The following is a 15089-nucleotide window of genomic DNA, read 5'->3' as shown; positions in this document are numbered from 1 at the left end:
GGAGTGACCATGCAAGCCGTGATTCGCATCCACCCCGCCGACAATGTGCTGGTGACCCTGAGAGAGCTCGCCGCCGGCGAGCAGATAGCGCACGAAGGTGTTGCCTTCACCCTGAGCGACCCCCTCCCCCGCGGCCACAAGCTGGCGCTGGTGGCCCTCAGTGAAGGGGATCAGATCATCAAGTACGGTCTGCCCATCGGCCACGCCACCCGCGCCATCGCGGCGGGGGAGCATATCCATCACCACAATCTCGCCACCAACCTCAGCGAGCTCGACGAGTACAGCTACCAGCCGGAACTCATCGACGTCAGCACCGCGCTGCCGGACCGGGAGATCCAGGTCTACCGCCGTCACGACGGCCAGGTCGGCATTCGCAACGAGCTGTGGATCCTGCCCACCGTGGGCTGCGTCAACGCCCTCGCCAAACAGATGAAGCAACAGCTCGAGCGCGACACCGATCTCGGCGCCATCGACGGGGTGCATCTGTTCAGCCACCAGTACGGCTGCTCCCAACTCGGTCAGGATCACCTCAACACCCGCACCCTGCTGCAAAACCTGGTGCACCACCCCAACTCGGGGGGGGTTCTGGTGGTGGGGCTGGGCTGCGAGAACAACCAGATCGCCGCCTTCAGGGAGACCCTGGGCCCGATCGATGCCGCCCGGGTGCGCTTCATGGTGTGCCAGCAGCACGATGACGAGGTGGAGCACGGGCTGGGACTGCTGCGCGAGCTGCTCGCGCAGATGCAGCAAGACAGGCGCCAACCCGGTCGGCTCGGCGAGCTCAAATTCGGGCTGGAGTGCGGCGGCTCGGACGGCCTCTCCGGGATCACCGCCAACCCGCTGCTCGGCTGCTTCTCCGACTACGTGATCCAGCACGGGGGCAGCTCGGTGCTGACCGAGGTGCCGGAGATGTTTGGCGCCGAGCGCATCCTGATGTCCCGCTGCCAGGACGAGCAGACCTTCGACAAGACGGTGCAGATGGTCAACGACTTCAAGCAGTACTTCATCGACCACCAGCAGCCCATCTACGAGAACCCCTCCCCCGGCAACAAGGCGGGCGGCATCTCGACCCTGGAGGAGAAGTCCCTCGGCTGCACCCAGAAGGCGGGGCACAGCCAGGTGGTGGACGTGCTGCCCTACGGCGCCCGCTTGCAGCGCCCCGGGCTGAACCTGCTGAGCGCCCCGGGCAACGACGCCGTCGCCACCAGCGCCCTGGCCGGCGCAGGCTGCCACATGGTGCTGTTCAGTACCGGGCGCGGCACTCCTTACGGTGGCCCGGCCCCCACGGTCAAGCTTGCCACCAACAGCGATCTGGCCAGGCGCAAGCCACACTGGATCGACTTCAACGCCGGCACCCTGATTGAGGGCACCCCCATGAGCAGTCTGCTCGCCCAGTTCATCGACCTCATCGTCGATATCGCCAACGGCAAGCCGACCTGCAACGAGCGCAACGACTTCCGGGAGCTGGCCATCTTCAAGAGTGGTGTCACCCTGTGAGTCTCGAGCTTGGCTGGCTGCAACCGGTCTGGACCCTGATTGAACAGCAGCCCCTGGCGCAAGGCATCGGCCTTGCCGCCATGCTGGTCGGGGTGAGCGCCTTCCTGCAACGGGATGACAGCCGCTTTCGCTGGCGGCTGTGTCTCTACCAGGGAGCCATCGCGGTCCACTTCCTGCTAATGGGTGCCAGCACGGCGGCTCTCAGCGCCGCCCTCAGCTGTGGTCGCACCATCGCCTCGGGGCGCACCCGCAACCCCTGGGTGATGCTCTTCTTCCTCGTGCTGGTGTGGGTACTGGGCATCCCCGGGATCACCAGTGCGGTGCAGTGGCTCCCCATCATCGGCACCACCATCGGCACCTGGGGCCTGTTCCGGGCCCGCGGGCTGGCGCTGCGGCTGTGCATGCTGGCGGGCGGCCTGTGCTGGACCAGCCACAACATACTGATCGGCTCCATCGGCGGCAGCCTGATTGAGACCACCTTCCTGTTCGTCAACTGCCACACCATGTATCGCATGTGGCGTCATCCCCTGGCGAACCCCCTGTAACGATTGCAAGGAGTCGAAACCATGACCCGACAGATAGCCGTCATCGGCGAATGCATGGTGGAGCTGCGCCGAGCCGGGCAAGGCCTGCTGGCACAAGGTTTCGGGGGCGACACCCTCAACACCGCCCTCTATCTCGCCCGCCTGGGGAGCCAGGCGTTCGCGGTGCACTATGTCACAGCCCTCGGCCAGGACGGGTTCAGCAGCCAGATGCTGGCCGCCTGGCAGCAAGAGGGCATCCACACCGACTGGGTGCTGCGCCTGGCAGACAAGGCCCCTGGTCTCTATCTCATCGACACCGCGGCCGACGGCGAGCGCTCGTTCACCTACTGGCGCAGCGACGCCGCCGCCCGCTACTGGCTGGCGCAACCCGAGGGCGAGGCCATTCTCGCCGCCCTGAGCCAGTGCGATCTTGTCTACGTGAGCGGCATCAGCCTGGCCATACTGCCGCCCGCCTCGCGCCAGCGCCTGCTGGAAGGACTCGCCGCAGCGCGCGCCCGGGGGGCCAGAATTGCCTTTGACAACAACTACCGCCCCCGCCTCTGGCAAGACAAGGAGACCGCCAAAGAGGCCTACACCGCCATCCTGCGCCTGGCGGACATCGCCCTGCTGACCCTGGATGACGAGCAGGCACTCTGGGGCGACGCGGAGGTCGAAACCTGCCTCGCCCGCAGCCAGGGCTTCGGGGTGGGCGAGATCGTCGTCAAGCGCGGCTCTGAGCCTTGCCTGGTGGTCACGGCAGCGCAGCGGATCGAAATCGCCGCCCTGCGGTTGTCCGCCGAACAGGTGATCGACACCACGGCGGCGGGCGACTCCTTCAGCGCCGGTTATCTCGCCGCACGCCTGCAAGGGGCCGACGTCACCGACGCCGCCCGGGCAGGCCACCGCCTGGCGGCGGCCGTCATCCAGTATCCGGGGGCCATCATTCCCCCCTCCCACATGCCATCACTCAAGGAAACGCACCATGTCTGATCTCATCGCCCGCCTCGAAGCCCTCAAGGTGATCCCCGTCATCGCGCTGAAAGATGCTGCCCAGGCCGTCCCTCTCGCCCGGGTGCTGGTGGAAAATGGCCTGCCCGCCGCCGAGGTGACCTTCCGCACCCCCGCCGCCGCAGAGGCCATCCGCCAGATGCGCGCGGCCTACCCGGATCTGCTGATCGGGGCCGGCACCGTGCTCAACCGCGAGCAGGTGGATGCGGCCGTTGCGGCGGGTGCCGACTTCATCGTCAGCCCCGGCTTCAACCCGACCACGGTGCAGTACTGCCTGGACAAGGACGTCACCATCATCCCCGGGGTCAACAACCCCAGCCTGGTGGAGCAAGCCATGAAGATGGGGCTTCGCCACCTCAAGTTCTTCCCGGCAGAGCAGTCAGGCGGCACCGCCATGCTCAAGGCCCTGGGCGCCGTCTATCCGGTGCGCTTCATGCCCACCGGCGGCGTGACGCCGGCCAATCTGAAGGAGTATCTGGGGCTGAATGCCGTGATCGCCTGCGGCGGCACCTGGATGGTGCCGGCCAAGCTCATCGACGAGGGCAGGTGGGAAGAGCTGGCCGCCCTGGTAAGAGAGGCCGTGGCGGCCCTGTGATCATCGGTTGAGCGAGGGAAGGTCTGCCTTCCCCCGGATGTGTTGAAGAGCCACTTCCCGCGAAGTGGCTTTTTTATGCCCTGCGAGGGCTGGAGATCAATGTGCGGTGCGGTTGCCGCAGTCTGCCAGCGGCTTATTCCCCTGCGGCATCGGGCGTCAACACCAGCCTGCGCCAGGGGCCCGTGATGTCGCAATGACCCGTCTCTTCGGTGTTCTCCCAGCCCAGGCGATGATAGAAAGCCATCGCCGTGGTGTTGCGCATGGCCACCTTGAGGGAGGCCGGGGAGGGGTACCCGGCCAAACCGGCGGCAAGCAAGGCCCGCCCCATGCCCTGCCCGTGCCAGTCCGCCACCACGTAGAGATGATGCACGAAGCTCTCGGCCCCCCAGATGGAGACGAATCCGCACGGGCTGCCCCCTTTCTCCGCCACCCAGATCTCCTCGCCCCGGGTCTGATCGGCAAAATCCTCGAGCCGGAACAGGGCGGGATCAACCCAATGGAAGGCCTGGCGCCTTCCCTTGAGGAAGAGCTGCGCCAGCATGGGCTCATCAGCTTCCGTCATCATTCTGATCATGACACCATCCTTGCGTTGCGTGCTTGTCGCTTCCCACTCTCGATGGATCCCGCCGCGCTGTCAAATCGGCAATATGGACCCTCTTGAATACGTAACCCTGTGACACAGGGCTGCCTATTTTATCGCCTCAGGGGCTATACTGCCGAGGTCCCGTCCATGACTGGTTTGAGGTTCACTGATTTATGGATAACAAGCAAATTGAAGGCAGTATTCTGGTACCCGCCCACATTGACGATGTCTGGCGGGCCTGGACCACGGAGAGCGGGCTGCGCGGTTTTCTGGCGCCGGAGTGCCTCATGGTCCCGGAACCCAACGGACCGTTCGAGATTTATTTCAGACCCGATGCTCCCCTCGGCGAGCGTGGCAGCGAAGGGTGCCGGGTGATGGCGGTCATGCCCCATGATCTGCTCAGCTTCAGCTGGAATTTCCCTCCCCAGTTTCCCCACATTCGTCAGCAGAAGACCCAGGTCAGCCTGCGCTTCGTGCCGGAGGGCCAGGGCACCCGGCTCCACTTCCTGCAAACCGGCTGGGCGCAGGATCCAGACTGGGACCAGGGTTATGCCTACTTCCGGGAGGAGTGGCTGGAACTGAGTCTGCCGAGGCTTCAGTACCGTTTCACCCACGGCCCCATCGACTGGAACAACCCGCCGGGCAAGCAGCAGCTGAAATCACTGGCCCAGTGACGTCCATTCAAGCGATGGGCATGGCATGAAAAAGGACCCGCTAAGGGTCCTTTTTCATGGATGGGCAGGCGGTCACTCCACCGGCTCTTCATCGAACAGGGGGTGATAGAGCACCTCGCCCCTTACCCCGTCGAGCCCGCCGGGTTGCAACTCCATCGCCATGAAACACTCCGTCGGCACCTCGTAGATGCAGTGCAGGCCGAAGTCGCTGGCTGGCCGAAACCCGAAACGGGCGTAGTAGGCGGGATCCCCGAGCACCACCACCGCCTTCCAGTCCATCTCCAGTGCCGTGTCCAGCCCTTCCCGCACCAGATCCGAGCCAATGCCCTGCCCCTGCCAGTCGGGATGCACGGCCACGGGTGCCAGTCCCAGCCAGGGCCCTTCCTGTCCCTCAATGGTGATCGGGCTCAGCATCAGGTGCCCCATGAACTCGTACTCTTCCTCCTCGACCATGGTGACCACGGCGGCCCCACATTCTCGCAGGCGGTTGACCAGTTCGGCCTCGTCGGGACGACCAAAGGCGGCACTCACCAGCTCATAGACTGGCAGCATGTCGCCGGGACGCTCGGTTCTCAACATACAGCGTTACTCCTCGTACAGCAGGGCGGCCATTATTCCACAGAAGTGGGGCGCCACTTCACTGCCTTTGTCTGAAAATGGGAGGGCGGACTCAGGAAAACACCTGACAGACCCCGCACCAGGCTTCGCGATGAACGCCCTTGCGCAAGCCATCAGCGTCCGTCGTCAGGCTGTCGCAATCGCCGCAGATAGGCGAGGCCCAGATCCCCGCACTCCTTGAGGAGGGCGCCACCACCATGGGCCTGCACCCCGGGCGCCTCTGGCGCCAGCATGGCCAGGGGATAGCGCCGCACCGTCAGCCCGCTGAGTGTCTGCTCGCCCTCTGTCGTCTCCCCCGCCATGAAGAGCGCCACCTCCTCACCGTGCAGTATGGCCACGACCACCTCCTCGTCATCCAGCCAGGGGGCCAGCGCCTCTTTGCGTGCATCCGTCAGGCGCACCGGGCGATCCAGCCGCCAGTGATCGAGCTCGAGGGCGCCATCGGCCGGATCTGGCCGACGCCCGTCATGGTGCATGCCAGTCTTTTCCATCACCCGGCCTGAGGCGAGGTTGCCCGGCATGTGGCGGGCGGTGAGGGCAGGCAGGTGCCACTGCTCGAAGGCAAACGCCCTGACCAGGCTCGCGGCCCGGGTGGCCAGCCCCCTGTTCTGCCAGGGCACGCCGACCCACCATGCCAGCTCCCCGTGCCAGTGCAGGGAGAGAGAGCCGACCAGGGGAGCGGGCTCGTCTTCACGCCCCTGGGGCAGAGTCAGGGCCCAGGTGCATCCCAGCCCGAGAGCAGCCTTGCGCCCGCTCAGGGCAAGCCAGTCCCGCGCCGCCTCCGGCGAATAGGGGTGGGGGATGTTGAGGGTATAGCGGGCGAGCGCCGCATCCGAACAATAACGCAGGATGGCGCTCTCATCGCCGGGCAGCAGGGGGCGCAGCACCAGCGCGTCCTGCCCGCCAGGCTCGCGCAGCACAGGGGTCATCAGGCGGCGGGCAAGCAGGCGTTGCAGGGCAACCCCGAGGTCGTCATCGGCACCGAGGCGATGATCCGCCCCCGCGGGCCCCAGGGTGAGCAGGCCGCTCTCTCTGGCCAGGGTCAGCAGGGAGCCGGAGGCAGCGATCAGGATCTGCCGGTCCGGCTGTGTCGCCATCAGCGGGGAGGCGGCCTCCCCCAGCCAGGCGGCAAGCAGGTCGCGGGCACGGAGAATGCCATCTGGCGGGCTGACCGACCAGGGTGCCATCTCCCTCGCCTCCCCTTTGCCAAGCAACAGCCACCAGCGGTTTCCCTGGTGCTGCCAGGCCTGCAACGCCGCTTGCCAGGAGGGGCGCCAGAGCGCACCCTCGATCAACAGATCCATTCCTTCCCCCACATCCGCCCCCCGGATCAGGAACCGGGTGCCCGGGCGGCACCACACTCCTGTCTGAGGCAGCATAAGCAGCTACCAATGAGTTGTTAAACCATATGTTTACCATGGTTAAACGGCATACCCCATGAAAAAATGCCATATGGCTGACTTGATGGCGGTCACATTCCTTCCCCTCCTCGCTTCCTATCATGCCCCCATCATGGCGCGACCAAAGACGCCCATGAAGGACAACGGATAACAAGAGAACACACTATGCAGCCAACCAGCCCACTCAAAACGGTAGTAGTCAGTACCCTGGCGACCGCCCTGCTGATCTTCGTGGCCCAATCCCTCATTGGGAAGCAGGAGATCAGACTCGGCATCGCCATCATTCCCATCCTGCCCATGCTCTTTGCCGTCATCATCGGCATGATCGTCTCCGCCAAGCCCGTCAAGGATCGCATTCCCGGCTGGAAGAGGCTCTTCACCGAGCGAGAAGAGGGCTTCTGCGGCAAGATGGTGGGTTTCAGCCTGCTGATCCTCGGGACCCAGTATGCGGGGATGATCATCCCCAACCTCAAGATGATCCTGAGCGTCGGCGTACCGCTCTTCCTGCAGGAGATAGGCAACCTCCTGCCCATCCTCATCGCCATTCCACTGGCGGTGAAGTTCGGCTTTGGCCGCCGCGCCATCGGGGCCTGCTCCTCCATCAGCCGTGAACCCTCGGTCGCGGTGATCCAGGGCAAGTTCGGCACCGGCTCCCAGGAATACATCGGCGTGCTCGCCATCTACCTGTGCGGCTCCGTCATCGGCACCCTCTGGTTCAGCGTGCTCGGCAGCATCGCCCCCCTCACAGGGCTGCACCCCCTGGCCCTGGCCGCCGGTTCCGGCGTGGGATCCGGCTCCATGCTGAGCGCCGCCTCCGGTGCCCTCATCAACGGCCTGGACGAGGCGATGGCCCAGCAGGTGCTCAGCATCGCCGCCGCGTCGAACCTGCTCTCGTCGGCCCTGGGGGCGCTCTCCCTCACCTATCTGGGTCTGCCGCTCGCTGAAAAAATCTATGCCTTGACCGCCAAAGGAGAGAAAGCATGAAAAGCATCGTGATGGATATGCGCTTCGTCTTCCTGGCGATCCTGCTGGCCATGTTCACCCAGACCCTGACCTCGGGCCTGCCGCTGTGGCAGATGGGGGACAGCTTCATCGCCATGTCTCTGGTGGTGTTCGCCTCCCTGGTGACCAAGCGCTATCTGCCCTCCTCCCTGCCGGCCTTTGCCTATGCCACCATCATCGGCATTCTCATCTGCCTGCCCGAGACCCCGGTGCGCGGACTCTTCATCGATGCTGTGGCCAAGATCTCCTTCCTCTCCTGCTGCGTGCCGCTCCTGGCCTTCGCCGGCCTCTCGGTGGGCGGTCAGCTGGAGGAGCTCAAGAAGATGTCGTGGAAGGTGATCCTCATCTTCATGATCGTCTCCACCTGCTGCTTCTTTGGCGCCTCCCTGGTTGCCCAGCTCGGTTTCTCCATTCAAGGGATCATCTGATGAACCACTACCATATCGAACCTGACCTGTTGGCCCTGCGCGACTTCAGCTACGAAGTGCGCCACCACCTGCACCGCATCCCGGAATACTCCGGGGCCGAGTTCAAGACCTCTGCCTACTGCCGTGGGTTGATGGAAGAGTTCGGCTACAGGATCACCCTGTACCCCGGTTTCACCGGTTTTCACGGGGATCTGGCGGTCGACCCCACCCTGCCCACCATTGCCTTTCGTGCCGACATGGATGGCCTGGAGATGCACGACATGAGCGAGGTGGCGTTCAAATCCACCCATGAGGGGATGGCCCACAACTGCGGCCACGACTCCCACATGGCGATCGCTCTGACCGCCGCCAGGTTTCTGGCCGCCAACCGCGATCGCCTGCGGTACAACGTCCGCTTCATCTTCCAGATGGCGGAAGAGGACATGCGCGTCCCCGGTGCCGAAAAGATGGTGGAGCTTGGCTGCATGAAGGGGGTGGACGAGGTCTATGCCCTGCACAACGACGGCGCCATGGAGACGGGCACCATCAAGTTCAACCAGGGGATCATGTCCTCCTGGGGGTCGGCCTGGACGCTTGATGTGCACGGCATCTCCGCCCACGGCTCCACCCCCCACAAGGGGCTGGATGCCATCCGGGAGGCGGTGCGGATCATCGAGGACATGGACTACATCGTCGCCAAGCGCACCAGCCCGTTCAGCCCGGCGGTCTTTGGTTGCGGCATGATCAACGGCGGCACCATTCCCAACGCCATCGCCGATCATGTGCAGGCCCGTGGCACCATCCGCGCCATGGATGCCGAAACCGACCAGATCCTGAAAAACAGCTTCAGGGACATCATCGCCCAGAGCGAGCTGCGCGGCTTCAAGACCACCATGGTCCATGCCGGCTACCCGGCAGTGGAGAACCACCCCCAGGCCTGCGAGCGCCTGCAACAAGCCGCCTCGGAGGTGTTGTCCAGCGACGGGATCAACGCAAAGGGCCAGCCCATGACCGGCAGCGAGGACTTCAGCTACATGATCAACGCCACGCCAAGCCGCATGGGGGCCATGTTCTTCCTCGGCAGCGGCAATCAGGCCAAGGGGATCTGCAACTACCTGCACGCGAACCCCTATTACCTGGACGACGACTGCCTGCTGGTGGGAGCCCAGATCTTCGTCAATCTGGCGACCCGAGCCGCCTGAGGGGTCAGTACAAGGGGATAGCAATGCAAAGAGAGGCCGACGGCCTCTCTTTTTTATGTCTCGGCGTCAGAGCCAGGGCAGGGTCGCAGACGGGGCGGGCGTTCCCTGGTTGAGCAGCGCCAGCTGCACCGTCTCCCGGCTCACATGGGGGGCATAGAGGTGGATGAAGTCGTACATATAGTCCCGCAGGTGGGCGTGCCTGCGCAGGCACACATGGGCCACGCTCGAGGCGATCAGATGATCGATGTTGAGGCAGACCAGGCTCTCCCTGTCCCCTTCGTCGAACGCCGAGGTGGCGATCACCTCGACTCCCATCCCCAGGCGCACATAGTGCTTGATGATGTCGCTGTCGGTGGCTGTCAGCACGATGCGGGGGCTGAGACCATGGCGACCGAACGCCTTGTCCATCTTGGAGCGGCCGGTGAAACCGAACACATAGGTGATGAGGGGGTACCGGGCCAGATCCGCCATGGCCAGCGGCTGGCAGTCCAGCAGCGGATGGCCGTGGGGCACCACCACGCTGCGCCCCCAGCGATAGCAGGGCACGGTCGCCAGCTCGTCGAACAGGTGCATGGACTCGGTGGCGATGGCCATCTCCACATCCCCGTTTTGCGCCATCTGCGCCAGTTGGGCAGGGGCTCCCTGATGCAGCTGGATGCTCACCTCGGGGTAGCGGCGGGAGAATTCGGTAATGACCGCCGGCAGCTTGTAGCGGGCCATGGTGTGGGTAGTGGCGATGCGCAGCACCCCGCTGGTGGCCAGCTGATCCCCGAGGGAAAGCTGACCAATCTGCTCCACCTGGGCCACTACTCCCCTGGCCAGCTCCATTACCTGCTCCCCCATGGGGGTCAGGCCCGCCAGGTTCTTGCCCTTGCGGGTAAACAGCGCCAGCCCCAGCTCCTCTTCCAGCATCTTCATCTGCTTGCTGAGGGTCGGCTGGGAGGTATAGAGCTTCTCCGCCGTCGCCGAGATGTTGAAGTTGTTCTTCACTATCTCGGTGAAGTTCTTGAGCCGGGCGATGTTCATCAGGGCGCCAGGCGCTCGATGTGCCAGCCGTCCCCCTCGCGGGTGTAATAGAAGCGATCGTGCAGACGATGCTCCCCGCCCTGCCAGAACTCGACGGTGTCGATGCGCACCCGGAAACCACCCCAGAAGCTCGGCAGCGGCACCTCGCCATTGGCAAACTTCTGTTTGAGTTCGAGGAACTTGGCCTCGAGCACGCCACGGGCCGAGATGCGGGTCGACTGTTTGGAGACCCAGGCGGCGATCTGGCTGTCCTTGGGACGGCTGTGGAAATACTTCATCACCTCGAAGGTGCTCATCTTCTCCACCCGGCCGGTCACGTGCACCTGTCTGTCCAGGGTGTGCCAGGGGAAAAGCAGGCTGATACGGGGGTTGCCTTCCAGCTGATGCGCCTTGCGGCTGCCCATGTTGGTGTAGAACACCATGCCTTCGGCATCGTAGTGCTTGAGCAGCACGGTGCGCTGCCAGGGCTGACCATCGGCATCCACGGTGCCCACCACCATGGCGGTGGGATCGGTCAGTTTGGCCTCGCACGCCTGGGCCAGCCACTTCTCGAACAGGGCGAGGGGCTCGGCCGGCAGATCGGCCCGGTGCAGTCCACCCCTGGTGTATTCGCGACGCAGATCAGCCACATCCATCATCTTGATTTTCCTTCTCTCTTTCTCTGCCGCCCGTGCGGCGATCGGTGCAGGCATTGTGCGACGAGCGCGCCATGGGTACAAGCCTCGGGGCGGCCAAATGGCGGAGCAAAAAAAGAGGGAGGCTCATGCCTCCCTCTTTATGCCGATGACCGTCAGCCTACTGCTTGCCGTCAACCGGCGGGCAATGGGCCAGCATGCGCCGGTTGTAGTCCGCCGCATAGGCGCTCAGCCTGGCGTGGGCCTCCTTCTGATCCGGCTTGATGACATCCCCGAATCCGTCGAGATAGCGCACGCCGCAGCGCGCCTTGGCCGCCGCCTGCTGATCCGCCGCGATCCCGGGTGCCACCTCGCCGCGCCCGGCCCGCACGATCAGCCGATAATCCTGCCTGGCGAGGCTGGCGCTGACCGCCTGCTCCAGGGTGTCAGCATCGGCCTGACAACCGCCGAGCAGGGTGAGCAGCAGCACCCCGGCCAGTCTCATGCCCGCCTCCGCTGCCAGCCCAGCAACGCCAGGGCCAGGGTCCAGAAGCCGAGGGCACCGCCGCCACCGCTTCCCCCCTCTTCACCGCGCTGGGTGACCGAGAGCTTGAGGGGACTGATGGCGAAGAAGATGTTGTCGCTGCACGCCACCTTCAAGCGGGCAGTGCCATCCTTGCCCGCCGGGATGGTGACGCTCGCCGAGCCCGAGTTGGGTTTGCCGCTGGCAAGGGGAGTCCAGTTTGCCCCCTCGTCCCGGGTCATGAAGAGATCCACCTTGCTGCAGTTGATGGGGGCGGCATTGGTGCCGGCCACTTCCCAACTGATGGTCTGCATCTTGCCCGCCCCCAGGGGGGTCACCACCGGGCTGGTCAGGGCGAAGGCCTTGCCGGTGTTGACCACCTGGATCTTCATGTCATCGCTGGCGACACCGCCCTTGCCGTCCCGCGCCGTGAGGCGGAAGTTCAGGTCCCGGTTGGTGGCAGGCCAGGCCTCCCCTATCGCCAGGGTGTTGGTGAGCAGGGAGGTGAGACTCGGCAGGGTGCGCTCCGGCACGCTGGTCGGCGCCACGAAACGGAACAGCGGGCGGCTGCCGTCGTCCACCATGGTGGCCGGGCTGCTCGACTCCGTCCCCAGATCGATCTGCTCCCAGGTGTAATTCAGCGGATCGCTGTCAAGATCGGCCCCCGCCCCCTTGAGCACGAAGGGGGTGTTGGCAGGGATGACGTAGTCATTGCCTGCCGCCACCTGGGGCGCATTGTTGACCAGCGCCAACGGGGTGCCGCAATTTGGCTCCGTGGCCATGTGGGCCCGCATCTGCTCGATGGACTTGCTGTGGAAATAGGGCTCGCTGTGGGGCTGCAGATCTTCGTCTCCGCAGATCCCCGCATAGGCCATGATGGAGCTGCCGCTGCCCGGCTCCCAGGCTTGGCTTGCCTCCCGGTTGCCGCCGCCACAACTGCCTGTGGTGCCGTTGAAGGTGTGGTCTGCCCCGAACTGGTGACCAATCTCGTGGGCCACGTAGTCGATGAAGAAGGCATCCCCCACCGGCTCGGAGGAGCCCGTCATCCCCGCCGATTTGTCAGGGGTGCAGAGTACGCCCAGTCCCGCCAGGCCGCCGCCACCGGTGTTGACCACATGGCCGATGTCGAAGGCCCCCAGACCCTTGGTCAGGGCATCGGCCTGCACCTGCATGTTGGCATCGACATCGCCGTCATCATTGTTGAAGGGATCGTTCGCCACGTCGGTGAAGATGATGGTGTCGTTGCCGCTGGCCAGCTGGAATTCGGCCGCCACGTCACGCTGGTAGACCTCGTTGACCCGGTTGAGCAGGGTGGTGATGGCGCCAAGACCCGCCTCCACGGTACCGCCGTGATACTGGGTGTACTCCCCCGCCGCCGAGATGGCGATGACATAACGCTTGCGCTCGTTGCCATCCACCAGCACCTGGCGGGCCAGCTTTTTGGCCTCGCCCCCAATCACCTTGTCCGCCTCTTCTTCCAGCCGGCTGTGGGCATCCTGCTGGTAATAGACGGCATAGCCTTCCCCGTTGCGAAGGGGATCGACGAACACCATCTTCCCTTCATGGCTGAACATGGCGTGGAATCCCTGGGGACCGAGATCGAAGCGCCCGGTCTCGCCCGGCGCCGCTTCGTTGTACCCCTTGAAGGCCAGGATATCGGGATATTTGGCGGCCAGATCCGCCGGCAGCAGATCATAGGGTTGCAGGCTGAAGGTCACCTCCTTGCCATCCGGCAGGGGCAGAGTCAGGCGGCGCTCGCCCCCCTTCAGGGCAGCCAGGTAATCGGTGGAGACGGTGACGATACGATACTGGCTGGCCCTCACCTCGTACCCATCGGCGGCGGTGGCCCGCGCCGTGACCGTATGCCACTCGCCGGCCATCAGATTGCCGGACGTCATCAGACCCGCCACCAGCACCGCCAGCGGAGAATATTTCATCAACTGCATCTTTTTAATTCCTTTTTAAACGGATTCACCTGAACTGCCACGGCATCATTTGCCCGCTGGTCCGATTAGTCCAGCAACATCCTCTGTACATTCCCCGAATGGGGAAGGTTGCACCAATGCAGACTAGCCCCTATCATGGCGCGGATTTGTCCGTTCCAGAACCCCTCTTCGACGGGGCCGGTTCACTCTTTCTTTGGCCAAGGTTAATCTCATGCTCAAGTCCCCACTGTTGCCCCGTTTCGGGGATCTGGTCGTTGCCATCGTTGACGATGTGCTGGGTCAGGGTCTTACCCTCGACCGCGCCTATGCACGTCACTTCTCCGGCATCGAACTCAAACCGCAAGAACAGGCAAGGATTGCCCTGGTCACCGGCGATCTGCTGCGCCGCCTCAGCCTCTACTGCTTCCTCACCGGCATCCAGGTCCGTCAGGCGGAGAAGAATGTCTGGCCGCTGCTGCACAGCTGGCACGCCTTCCACAAGATAGATCAGCCCAACCACCCGACCCTGGATCGCTTCAACGAGGAGGCGTTCCGCCGCCGCCTGACCGAGGCCAAGAAGAACCCGGTGCTGATGGACGGCTGCCCTGCCTGGCTGGAAAAGCTCGGCAGCGAGCAACTGGGCGACGCCTGGCCGGCCGAGCGTGCCGCCCTGGCCTGGATGCCCAAGCGTTACCTGCGGGTCAACACCCTCAAGTGCACCCGGGACGAGCTGCAAGCCATGCTGGCCAAAGAGCATGTCACCACAGTGCTCGTCGACGGAGTGGAGACTGCCTTGCAAGTGACCTCGGACGCCGCCCTGTTCCGTACCCAGGCCTTTGCCGACGGCTGCTTCGAGCAGCAGGATGCCGGCTCCCAGCTGGTGGCCGCGGCCCTCGACGTCAAGCCCGGCATGCGGGTCATCGACGCCTGTGCCGGTGCCGGCGGCAAGACCCTGCACCTGGCCGCCATGATGCAGGGCAAGGGCCGTCTGCTGGCCATGGACGTGGAAGAGTGGAAACTGGAGAACCTCAAGCAGCGCGCCCGCCGCGCCGGTGCCCACAACGTGGAGACCCGGGTCATCACCAGCAGCAAGACCGTCAAGCGCCTTAAAGAAAGCGCCGATCGCGTGCTGCTGGACGTCCCCTGCTCCGGCCTTGGCGTGCTCAAGCGCAACCCGGATGCCAAGTGGCGCGACACCGCCGAGCGCCTGCCGGTGCTGGTCGCCCTGCAAGAGGAGATCCTGCAGCGCTACAGCCAGATGGTGAAGGTGGGCGGCCTGCTGGTCTACGCCACCTGCTCCATCCTGCCCGAGGAGAACCGCCAGCAGGTGGACAAGTTCCTCGCCGCCAACGAGCACTTCCGCCTGATCGGCGATCACAACGTCAGCCCGGCCGAGACCGGCTTCGACGGCTTCTACATGGCGCGCCTCGAACGCATCGCCTGATGTCTGTCGTGGGCACAAAGAAAAGGGGAGCCAGTGGCTCCCCTTTT

16 protein-coding genes are annotated in these 15089 nt (G+C 64.6%); 9 read left to right on the top strand and 7 right to left on the bottom strand.

Annotated elements, in window-relative coordinates:
- Positions 1-9 precede the first annotated feature (9 nt).
- Genes I6L32_RS13225 through I6L32_RS13210 form a run of 4 tightly spaced genes read left to right on the top strand, consistent with a single transcriptional unit; the run spans position 10 to position 3624 of the window.
- On the top strand, positions 10-1497 hold the full coding sequence (locus tag I6L32_RS13225; RefSeq protein ID WP_128296021.1) for a UxaA family hydrolase: 1488 nt from the start codon (positions 10-12) through the stop codon (positions 1495-1497).
- The gene (locus I6L32_RS13220; protein ID WP_139736699.1) at positions 1494-2042 is read left to right on the top strand and encodes a YgjV family protein; all 549 of its coding nucleotides are present in this window, start codon (positions 1494-1496) and stop codon (positions 2040-2042) included. The genes I6L32_RS13225 and I6L32_RS13220 overlap by 4 nt, the downstream gene beginning before the upstream one ends.
- Positions 2043-2063: 21 nt before the next feature.
- Positions 2064-3011: a sugar kinase gene (locus I6L32_RS13215; protein WP_202015512.1), complete on the top strand. Its 948-nt coding sequence runs from the start codon at positions 2064-2066 to the stop codon at positions 3009-3011.
- On the top strand, positions 3004-3624 hold the full coding sequence (locus I6L32_RS13210) for a bifunctional 4-hydroxy-2-oxoglutarate aldolase/2-dehydro-3-deoxy-phosphogluconate aldolase (RefSeq protein WP_202015510.1): 621 nt from the start codon (positions 3004-3006) through the stop codon (positions 3622-3624). Before I6L32_RS13215 ends, I6L32_RS13210 begins: the two co-directional genes overlap by 8 nt.
- A 133-nt stretch (positions 3625-3757) precedes the next feature.
- Here I6L32_RS13210 and I6L32_RS13205 read toward each other — a convergent pair whose 3' ends face one another.
- Positions 3758-4198 carry a GNAT family N-acetyltransferase gene (locus tag I6L32_RS13205; RefSeq protein WP_128342902.1) on the bottom strand — a complete coding sequence of 147 codons (441 nt, stop codon included), beginning with the start codon at positions 4196-4198 and terminating at the stop codon, positions 3758-3760.
- 182 nt (positions 4199-4380) lie between these two features.
- Here I6L32_RS13205 and I6L32_RS13200 point away from each other — a divergent pair, with 182 nt between their 5' ends.
- Positions 4381-4881, top strand: a complete 501-nt coding sequence (locus tag I6L32_RS13200; RefSeq protein ID WP_202015508.1) for an SRPBCC domain-containing protein — start codon at positions 4381-4383, stop codon at positions 4879-4881.
- A 72-nt stretch (positions 4882-4953) separates the two neighbouring features.
- Here I6L32_RS13200 and I6L32_RS13195 read toward each other — a convergent pair whose 3' ends face one another.
- Both I6L32_RS13195 and I6L32_RS13190 read right to left on the bottom strand, forming a co-directional pair.
- Positions 4954-5460: a GNAT family N-acetyltransferase gene (locus tag I6L32_RS13195; RefSeq protein WP_010673966.1), complete on the bottom strand. Its 507-nt coding sequence runs from the start codon at positions 5458-5460 to the stop codon at positions 4954-4956.
- A 152-nt stretch (positions 5461-5612) separates the two neighbouring features.
- Positions 5613-6803: a GNAT family N-acetyltransferase gene (locus tag I6L32_RS13190; protein WP_234921233.1), complete on the bottom strand. Its 1191-nt coding sequence runs from the start codon at positions 6801-6803 to the stop codon at positions 5613-5615.
- Between the two features lie 261 nt (positions 6804-7064).
- Between I6L32_RS13190 and I6L32_RS13185 the strand changes: the two genes are divergently transcribed.
- The 3 genes from I6L32_RS13185 to I6L32_RS13175 are packed head-to-tail and all read left to right on the top strand — an operon-like array spanning position 7065 to position 9510.
- Positions 7065-7883: a DUF3100 domain-containing protein gene (locus tag I6L32_RS13185; protein WP_010673963.1), complete on the top strand. Its 819-nt coding sequence runs from the start codon at positions 7065-7067 to the stop codon at positions 7881-7883.
- Positions 7880-8329 (top strand): hypothetical protein, encoded by a 450-nt coding sequence (locus I6L32_RS13180; RefSeq protein ID WP_010673962.1) that lies wholly within the window; start codon positions 7880-7882, stop codon positions 8327-8329. Before I6L32_RS13185 ends, I6L32_RS13180 begins: the two co-directional genes overlap by 4 nt.
- Positions 8329-9510: a M20 family metallopeptidase gene (locus I6L32_RS13175; protein ID WP_202015506.1), complete on the top strand. Its 1182-nt coding sequence runs from the start codon at positions 8329-8331 to the stop codon at positions 9508-9510. The genes I6L32_RS13180 and I6L32_RS13175 overlap by 1 nt, the downstream gene beginning before the upstream one ends.
- A gap of 66 nt (positions 9511-9576) precedes the next feature.
- Here the strand turns inward: I6L32_RS13175 and I6L32_RS13170 are convergent, their stop codons facing one another.
- The 4 genes from I6L32_RS13170 to I6L32_RS13155 form a co-directional block, all read right to left on the bottom strand.
- The gene (locus tag I6L32_RS13170) at positions 9577-10536 is read right to left on the bottom strand and encodes a LysR substrate-binding domain-containing protein (RefSeq protein WP_216943994.1); all 960 of its coding nucleotides are present in this window, start codon (positions 10534-10536) and stop codon (positions 9577-9579) included.
- A complete protein-coding gene (pdxH, locus tag I6L32_RS13165) occupies positions 10536-11174 on the bottom strand; it encodes a pyridoxamine 5'-phosphate oxidase (protein WP_010673959.1) in 639 nt (212 codons plus the stop codon). Before pdxH ends, I6L32_RS13170 begins: the two co-directional genes overlap by 1 nt.
- Positions 11175-11331: 157 nt before the next feature.
- Positions 11332-11655 carry a hypothetical protein gene (locus I6L32_RS13160; protein WP_010673958.1) on the bottom strand — a complete coding sequence of 108 codons (324 nt, stop codon included), beginning with the start codon at positions 11653-11655 and terminating at the stop codon, positions 11332-11334.
- On the bottom strand, positions 11652-13619 hold the full coding sequence (locus I6L32_RS13155) for a reprolysin-like metallopeptidase (RefSeq protein ID WP_010673957.1): 1968 nt from the start codon (positions 13617-13619) through the stop codon (positions 11652-11654). The genes I6L32_RS13160 and I6L32_RS13155 overlap by 4 nt, the downstream gene beginning before the upstream one ends.
- Positions 13620-13830: 211 nt before the next feature.
- On the opposite strand from I6L32_RS13155, the gene I6L32_RS13150 reads away from it, so the two are divergent.
- Positions 13831-15042 carry an RsmB/NOP family class I SAM-dependent RNA methyltransferase gene (locus I6L32_RS13150; protein WP_069652836.1) on the top strand — a complete coding sequence of 404 codons (1212 nt, stop codon included), beginning with the start codon at positions 13831-13833 and terminating at the stop codon, positions 15040-15042.
- Positions 15043-15089 lie beyond the last annotated feature (47 nt).

The organism is Aeromonas sp. FDAARGOS 1402, assembly GCF_019046925.1.
Classification (GTDB): Bacteria; Pseudomonadota; Gammaproteobacteria; order Enterobacterales; family Aeromonadaceae; genus Aeromonas; species Aeromonas caviae.
This window is presented reverse-complemented; position numbering and strand designations above follow the sequence as displayed.

Coding starts and splice junctions, on each gene's coding strand:
- I6L32_RS13205 (WP_128342902.1), bottom strand. CDS start 4,198: ATGATCAGAATGATGACGGAAGCTGATGAGCCCATGCTGGCGCAGCTC.
- I6L32_RS13180 (WP_010673962.1), top strand. CDS start 7,880: ATGAAAAGCATCGTGATGGATATGCGCTTCGTCTTCCTGGCGATCCTG.
- I6L32_RS13170 (WP_216943994.1), bottom strand. CDS start 10,536: ATGAACATCGCCCGGCTCAAGAACTTCACCGAGATAGTGAAGAACAAC.
- I6L32_RS13175 (WP_202015506.1), top strand. CDS start 8,329: ATGAACCACTACCATATCGAACCTGACCTGTTGGCCCTGCGCGACTTC.
- I6L32_RS13190 (WP_234921233.1), bottom strand. CDS start 6,803: ATGGATCTGTTGATCGAGGGTGCGCTCTGGCGCCCCTCCTGGCAAGCG.
- I6L32_RS13210 (WP_202015510.1), top strand. CDS start 3,004: ATGTCTGATCTCATCGCCCGCCTCGAAGCCCTCAAGGTGATCCCCGTC.
- I6L32_RS13155 (WP_010673957.1), bottom strand. CDS start 13,619: ATGCAGTTGATGAAATATTCTCCGCTGGCGGTGCTGGTGGCGGGTCTG.
- I6L32_RS13225 (WP_128296021.1), top strand. CDS start 10: ATGCAAGCCGTGATTCGCATCCACCCCGCCGACAATGTGCTGGTGACC.
- I6L32_RS13195 (WP_010673966.1), bottom strand. CDS start 5,460: ATGTTGAGAACCGAGCGTCCCGGCGACATGCTGCCAGTCTATGAGCTG.
- I6L32_RS13160 (WP_010673958.1), bottom strand. CDS start 11,655: ATGAGACTGGCCGGGGTGCTGCTGCTCACCCTGCTCGGCGGTTGTCAG.
- I6L32_RS13200 (WP_202015508.1), top strand. CDS start 4,381: ATGGATAACAAGCAAATTGAAGGCAGTATTCTGGTACCCGCCCACATT.
- I6L32_RS13185 (WP_010673963.1), top strand. CDS start 7,065: ATGCAGCCAACCAGCCCACTCAAAACGGTAGTAGTCAGTACCCTGGCG.
- I6L32_RS13150 (WP_069652836.1), top strand. CDS start 13,831: ATGCTCAAGTCCCCACTGTTGCCCCGTTTCGGGGATCTGGTCGTTGCC.
- pdxH (WP_010673959.1), bottom strand. CDS start 11,174: ATGATGGATGTGGCTGATCTGCGTCGCGAATACACCAGGGGTGGACTG.
- I6L32_RS13215 (WP_202015512.1), top strand. CDS start 2,064: ATGACCCGACAGATAGCCGTCATCGGCGAATGCATGGTGGAGCTGCGC.